We start from the raw sequence: 7,193 nt of genomic DNA, 5'->3' as shown, positions 1-7,193 counted from the left end.
GTTGCGATAGATTGCCCCTGGCAGGCGAAGAAAGTCGCGTTTGCCGCTCCGGCCCTGTACGGGTGTGACGATGATATCGGTATCAGGTCCCATAAGCGCTCGTCCGGAATGGCGGATGCTAAAAACGCCAGGAGTATACAGCCCAGTTTTTGAGCCTACAACCAACCCTCCCTGTACGACTTTAGGGTAGATCCGTTGATTGTCATAAGGTGGTAATTTAACTGGGTTTTTATATCGAGTCTTTTGTGGGGGCGGCGTGGTTGTAGTGACCGCGCAGCTTGCTGGCATTATGTCGATACTTAGGGTTTCCTTAAGATTTTCTTAAGTATCGGGGATTAGACTTGCTGCAGTTTCCCCAAGATGTTGATTTATAGCCGGAACTCCAGTGAGTTTTTTGTCGGTCAGCCATTTTTTGTGAAGATTGCATCAATTTACCATTTCATGTGCATTCGGTGTTCGACACTAACCCGGCCAGGTCTATAAAATATCGACTTGGCAGATTGATTGGGGTGAGATTAGATGTTATTTGTTGGTCTACTCCCAATGAATCGACATACACTACTTTCTTAGCGGAAGATAGAATGCCCGGTAGGCTCGAAAATCGGTGATTAAGGTGAGGAACCCTTAGTGCAGCTTGAACCAACCCCGACCGTCCACAGGCTCCCTTTTCGCCCCGCTGACTTCGCTTCGCTGCCCGCTGCCCTGGACTACGCCGCCCAGGGTGAAACCGGTGTCAATTTCTACACTGGACGCGGTTCAATTTATAGCCAGATGAGCTATCGCCAGCTGCGTGATGACGCGGTCGCGTTGGCAAAAAAACTGATCGGACTCGGGTTTGTGAAGGGGGACCGGGTTGCCTTGGTGGCGGAGACTGCTCCCCACTTCCTGCGTTTCTTCTTCGCCAGCCAATACGCCGGTCTGGTGCCGGTACCGCTCCCCGCCGCCGTTAAGCTCGGCGCCCACACCTCCTACGTGTCGCAATTACACCGGCTGCTGAAGGCCTGCGACGCCCAGTTGGCCGTTGCCTCTGAAGGCTATTTGTCATTCCTCACGGAGGCGGGGGAAGGGCTTCCCATTCGCATGGTCGACAAGCCGGAAACCTTTGATGAGATGCCCGCGGCGGCGGATGTGTCACTGCCACTGATCGATCCCAACGATATCGCCTATCTCCAATATACCTCCGGCAGTACCCGTTTCCCGAAAGGCGTCATGATCAGGCACCGCACTGCCATGAGCAATCTGGCGGGGATCATCACCCACGGGGTCAAGGTGCAACCGGAGGACCGCTGTATGTCCTGGCTGCCCTTCTATCACGATATGGGGCTGGTCGGTTTTCTGTTTGTGCCCGTGGCCGCGCAACTTTCGGTGGATTACCTGGATACCCTTGAATTCGCCATGCGTCCCCGGCAGTGGTTGAACCTGTTGACCGAGACCCGTGCGACGATTTCTTTCAGTCCCTGCTTTGGCTACGACCTCTGTGCGCGGCGTCTGCGCAATGGTGAAGTGAATAATTACGATCTCAGCAACTGGCGTGTGGCGGGCATCGGCGCCGAGATGATCCGCACCCGCAGTCTGGATCTGTTCGCCGAGGCCCTGGCACCTGCGGGCTTTAACCCGAAGGCGTTCCTGGCCTGCTATGGCATGGCGGAATGCACCCTGGGGGTGAGTTTCTCTCCCCTCGGCGCGGGCTATTCCACCGACTATGTGGACCATGAACAACTGCTCAATCACCACAAGGTGGTGCTGATCGAGGAAAGTGACGAGCGCCTCGGGCGCCATTTTGTCAACTGTGGGGCTCCTCTCCCGGACTACAGAGTCGAAGTCCGCGATAAGGAAGGGAATGTTCTTGGCGAGAACAGTACCGGGCTGATCCATTTGTCTGGCCCGAGTGTCATGTCCGGCTACTTTGGTATGCCAGAGGAGACCCGCCACGCACTGAGCGAGGACGGCTGGTTAAACACCGGTGACCTCGGTTACCTCTCCAGCGGTACCCTGACTATTACCGGACGGATCAAGGATCTGATTATTATCCACGGCCGCAACATCTGGCCGCAGGACATCGAGCACCTCTGTGAAACCCAGCCGGAAGTCAGGGTCGGCGACGTGTTGGCATTTTCTGCCGCAGAGCCGGATGGGGAAGAGCACTGTGTGGTATTGGTGCAATGTCGGGAAATTGACGAAGCCAAGTGCGAAGAGCTGGTTCACCGTCTCACCGGCCTGGTCCGCGAGGAACTGAGTCTGGATTGCCGTATCGAACTGGTAGCGCCTCACTCCCTGCCGGTCACCTCGTCGGGCAAATTATCCCGTTCGAAAGCGCGGCTGGAGTTTATGGCCAGCCTGAATGTCGGCTCGGCCAATGACCAGGTTGATCCGTTTGAAAAAAAACCATTGCGCATCAGCGCCTGACAAAGGGTTAATGTCCCCGCGCCACCCATGCTGTAATACCCGGGTATCGGCAAGTTGAGAGTATCGCTATTTTGTCAGCAATGATCGCCGTCACCGGCGCCACGGGATTCATCGGCAGTAGTATCTGCCGCGCGCTGTTGTCCCGAGGGCACCAGCTGAAAGTTCTGGTGCGCACTGCTTCCCGGGCACAGGCGCTGCCTGAGTCCGGTGTGCAGTGGGTACAAGGTTCTATCACTGACCGTGCTGCCCTTGAACAGCTGCTCGCGGGTTGCGCTGCGGTCATTCACTGCGCGGGTGCGGTGCGCGGCCGCTCCCTGGACGATTTTTATCCTGCCAATGTCGCCGGTGTCGAGCAGTTGCTTGCCGCGGTGAGTCGGGCAGACAGCAAGCCGAAAGTCCTCCTCATGTCGTCGCTGGCCTCAAGGGAGCCAGACCTTTCCGATTATGCTGCCAGCAAATTTCTCGGTGAACAGATCGCCCTCAAGGCTCCCCCGGGGGTCGGGTTGACAGTCTTTCGTCCGCCGGCGGTCTATGGTCCGGGGGATCGGGAAATGTTGCCGGTATTCCAGTTGATGTCCAGGGGGTTGGCGCTGATCCCCGGCAACAGGGACAATCGCGTGTCACTGCTCTACATCGATGATCTGGTGGCGGCGGTGCTGGCCTGGCTGGATTCGGAAAAGGTCCCAAGGGGGGTGTTCACACTCTCTGATGCAGCCTCCGCCGGTTACAGTTGGAACGAGATGATCGGAGTTGCCGCGGCGGTTTTTCAGCGGCAAGTGAGATCGCTGTGCCTGCCGGGCTGGTTGTTGGACACTGTCGCCAGGTGCAACCTGCTGACCTCGGCGCTTTTTCGTTATCAGCCTATGTTGACACCCGGTAAACTGAGAGAATTGCGACACCCGGACTGGGTTTGCAACGGCGAACAACTCAGCCGGGCACTCGGCTGGCGGCCACAGGTAGCACTGCAGCAGGGGCTGGAATTGACCATGTCCCATGCCGGGGGCCGAGGGCCGTGATGAGGGCTCTGTGTTTGACGGGGCGTTGAGCCGCAACGGGAACAAGCAACAGCAAATTTGTGAGCCTGACGGCACTGATTGATAATTGGTAACATACCCTATGCAACGCGTTGAAAGCACTTCGATAAGGCTGTTCAAGAATCCCCTGTTGGAATCCCTGACGCACGTCCACCCCATCATTCCCCTGGTACTTTGGACGCCCATCGCCCTGGCGCTTATCTGGCGCAGTTTTTCGGTCTACCAGATGCCGCTTGCGGAGTTTGGCGAGATGGCCTGTGCGGGGCTTTTGATCTGGACATTCATGGAGTACGGACTGCATCGGTTTGTGTTTCACTATGAAGCTGGCAGCAAGTTGGGCAAATCCCTGGTGTTCCTGTTTCACGGCGTACACCATGACGACCCGCAGGATAAGACGCGCCTGGTGATGCCGCCGGCGGGTGCCATCCTGATAATGGCGTTTTTGTGGCTGCTGTTTGCGCTGTTTCTCTCCGGCGCGGATCTGGAAACATTTGGTGCCTTTTTCATCATTGGCTACCTCTGTTATGACTATATCCACTACGCCACTCACCACTTTCCCATGCGGAACCGGGTGTTGCGTTACCTCAAGCGCTATCACATGCTCCATCATTTTTCCGGGCAGGATGGGCGCTATGGCGTCAGCTCACCGCTGTGGGATTTTGCCTTTGGCACCACCGCCGGTAATCTGCCTCCCCCTCCCCGCAAAAAAGAGGATTGAGCTGACGCCTCCACGGTCAGTATTGAAGACTTATGCCCGCCTATTACCTGATCCCCAAAAAGCTGGTTAAACGTTACCCCTTTCTCCAGCGCGCCAGCTGGTGGATTGAGGGATTGTTTTTCCGGGCGATGTTGAGCCTGGTACGCCTGCTTCCTCCCCGCCAATGCATGGCTTTTTTGGGTTGGTTGTTTGCCCAACTGGGGCCCTTTACCCAAAAGGCGACAAAAGTCCGTACCAACCTGGCGTATGTCCAGCCCGGGATGGCCGGTAAAGAGCTGGACCTGGCCGTCAAGGCTATTTTTCGCAACCTGGGCCGTGCCGCCGGTGAGCTGGTTTCCATGGACAGGATATGGCAAGAGCGGGACAGTTATCTCGAGTTTGTCGCGGACCCGGTACTGGATGAGATTATTGCCGGAAAACCGGTGGTTTTTGTTGCCGCCCATATAGGTGCGTGGCAATTGACCAACCTGGTGGGCGCCCACTACGGGATACCGGTAGCGACGGTCTACGCCGAGGAAACCAACCCTTATCTGGGGAAGCTGTTTGCCCAGCTCCGGGCGGCATTCCGTACCCGGCTGGTGCCCGCCGAGGGTGGCATTCGCCAGCTGCTCAAGGAGTTGCATGACGGCAACTCGGTTGGATTGGCCGTGGACACGCGCCTCGAGTCCGGCGAATTGGTGCCCTTTTTCGGCGTGCCGACCCCGACCAATACCGTGGTGCCGAGAATGGCGTTGAGCAGCGGTTGCAAGCTGGTGCCGGTCAGGGCGGAAAGATTGCCCCACGGCCGTTTTCGCATCACCGTCTGCCCCCCAATAGACGCACGGGATGAGAGCCTGTCCCGGGGTGACAAGGCGCTGGCGATGGCCGCCGAACTCAATCTGCTGTTTGAACAGTGGATCCGCGAAGACCCCACCCAGTGGATGTGCCTCAAGCGCCGCTGGCCCAAGACTGCCCGGGCCGCGGACCCAACTCCCGCCGGAAGTTGAAAAATGGATTCCCCCAGCTAAACAGTTCTATTTGGCTGCGGTCCCCAACGGGGCGAAGCAAATCTCAACACCTTGTAATGAGAATTGCCCGCGGCATTCATCCACGGGTAAACCCGTGGTGTTCTGTCGCTGCGCGACTTCGCCATCAAAGCCGCTCCCCCGGTGTCGTGAGAGTCGCCGGGGGCTGTTTCAGGGTGAGTGGCGATTGCCAGCGGTTACCCCTGGCGGGTCATGACTGCCCAGGGTCTTGCAGGCAGCCCAGTTGCAGAATCGGTTCGAGCTGGTCGGCGGACATCGGCCGACACAGAAAATAACCCTGGACGCAGTCGCAGCCTTCCCGTTGCAGAAATTGGTATTGCTCCGGGGTTTCGATTCCTTCTGCCACCACCCTCATATTGAGTTTGTTGGCCATGGCGATGACGGCGGCGGTAATGGCGACATCATTGTGGTCTTGGGGGATATCCTTGATAAACGCGCGGTCGATCTTGAGCGTGTCCACCTTGAAATATTTCAGGTAGCTGAGACTGGAATAGCCGGTGCCAAAATCATCCAGGGAAACTTTTACCCCGTGCTCCTGCAATTTTTTCAGGGTCTCCAGCGCCTGTTCCGGATCCTGCATGATGCTGCTCTCCGTGATTTCCAGTTCCAGCAGCGAGGGGGGCAACCCGTATTCCTCGAGGGTGTGCATGACCAGTTCCAGCAGGTTGACCTGGTGAAACTGGTGGGCCGAGACGTTCACCGCCATGCACAGTTCCGGCAGGCCCACCTCCCGCCATTGCCTGGCCTGGGCGCAGGCTGTTTTCAGGACCCATTCCCCGAGTGGTACGATCAGGCCGGTCTCCTCAGCCAGGGGGATGAAGCAATCCGGCGAGACCATGCCCTGGGGACGGTTCCAGCGCACCAGCGCCTCCACACCGGTAATCTTGCCGCTGCTCAGGCTGACCTGGGGCTGGTAGTGGAGGGTGAATTCCTGTTTTTCCAGGGCCTGGCGAATATCCTGCTCCAGGGCCAGCCGCTCCTCCAGTTGCACCGCCATTTCCTGGTTATAAAAGAGATAGCACTTGCCCCCTGCATCCTTGGCGCGGTAGGTGGCGATATCCGCATTGCGCAGCAGGTGTTCGGCCTGCTCGGCATCCTGGGGAAACAGGGAGACGCCGAGACTGGCTTGGATGTGCAGCGTGCAGCCGTGGATATCGAAGGGCTCCTCGAGGGTGGTCAGCAGGTTCTGCATCCGGGCGGAGGTGACGTTGCTGTCGCCCGGTTCCCGGATCAGGATGGCGAATTCATCCGCCGCGAGCCGTGCCACGATGCCGCTGTCACCGACACAGCGGCCCAGTCTGCCGGCCACGTCCACCAACAGCAGATTGCCGGCCTCGTAGCCCAGGCTGTCGTTGACCTTCTTGAAATGATCCAGGTCGAGGTGGGCCACCGCGATGGCTTGCCCCAACTGCCGCGCCTTGAGAATGTATTGCTCCAGCCGGTTCAGGAACTGCAGGCGGTTGGGCAGCCGGGTCAGGGAATCGTAGTTGACCAGGAAGTGCAGGCGCTTTTCGGCGGCGCGGCGCTCTTTCCTGTTGCGGGCTTCTTCCAGTTCCCGCCTGACCGCCGGTTCCAACCGTTTCAGGTTGCCCTTGATGATGTAGTCCTGGGCCCCGGCGCGCATCGTCTCCACGGCGGTGTCCTCGCCAATGGTGCCGGAAACAAAAATAAAGGGAACCTCCTGGTTAAACTGGCGCACGATATTGAGTGCCTGTACGCCGTTCATTTTCGGCATGGAATAATCACAGAAAATGATATCCCACTCTTCCTGTGTAATGAGCTTACTGAGGACATCGGGCCTGTCCACGCGGGTGTGAACGGGCAGGTAACCGCCGCGCTTCAGTTCATTCAACAGCAGCAGTACATCATCTTCCATGTCCTCGACGAGACCGAGCTCACCTTCCCCTTCGAGGGCAATACGCTCTTCAAGGGACTCGAGGCCTACCCGGACCTGGTGGCGGAACCGCGCACGCTGCGGGACGCCTACCTGGAAGCGGTGGAGCGCTTCCT

The 7,193-nt window shown here is 58.1% G+C and carries 5 protein-coding genes; 4 read left to right on the top strand and 1 reads right to left on the bottom strand.

Going from position 1 to position 7,193, the window contains the following annotated elements; genetic code table 11:
* The first annotated feature begins 627 nt into the window (after positions 1 to 627).
* From ABY948_RS10260 to ABY948_RS10245, 4 genes are all read left to right on the top strand, one after another.
* Positions 628 to 2,406, top strand: a complete 1,779-nt coding sequence (locus ABY948_RS10260) for a fatty acyl-AMP ligase (RefSeq protein WP_461482441.1) — start codon at positions 628 to 630, stop codon at positions 2,404 to 2,406.
* Between the two features lie 80 nt (positions 2,407 to 2,486).
* On the top strand, positions 2,487 to 3,422 hold the full coding sequence (locus ABY948_RS10255) for an NAD-dependent epimerase/dehydratase family protein (protein ID WP_461482442.1): 936 nt from the start codon (positions 2,487 to 2,489) through the stop codon (positions 3,420 to 3,422).
* Positions 3,423 to 3,522: 100 nt separating this feature from the next.
* Positions 3,523 to 4,158 carry a sterol desaturase family protein gene (locus ABY948_RS10250; RefSeq protein ID WP_461482440.1) on the top strand — a complete coding sequence of 212 codons (636 nt, stop codon included), beginning with the start codon at positions 3,523 to 3,525 and terminating at the stop codon, positions 4,156 to 4,158.
* Positions 4,159 to 4,190: 32 nt separating this feature from the next.
* Positions 4,191 to 5,144: a lysophospholipid acyltransferase family protein gene (locus ABY948_RS10245; RefSeq protein WP_461482439.1), complete on the top strand. Its 954-nt coding sequence runs from the start codon at positions 4,191 to 4,193 to the stop codon at positions 5,142 to 5,144.
* A 229-nt stretch (positions 5,145 to 5,373) separates the two neighbouring features.
* Here ABY948_RS10245 and ABY948_RS10240 read toward each other — a convergent pair.
* Positions 5,374 to 7,193, bottom strand: a 1,820-nt coding sequence (locus ABY948_RS10240) for a putative bifunctional diguanylate cyclase/phosphodiesterase (protein ID WP_461482438.1), incomplete at its 5' end; no start/stop codon positions are given.

It is taken from the genome of Porticoccus sp., from assembly GCF_041592135.1.
Taxonomy (GTDB): Bacteria; Pseudomonadota; Gammaproteobacteria; order Pseudomonadales; family Porticoccaceae; genus Porticoccus.
The sequence above is the reverse complement of the archived record's forward strand: the minus strand, read 5'-3'. Positions and strand labels throughout refer to the sequence as shown.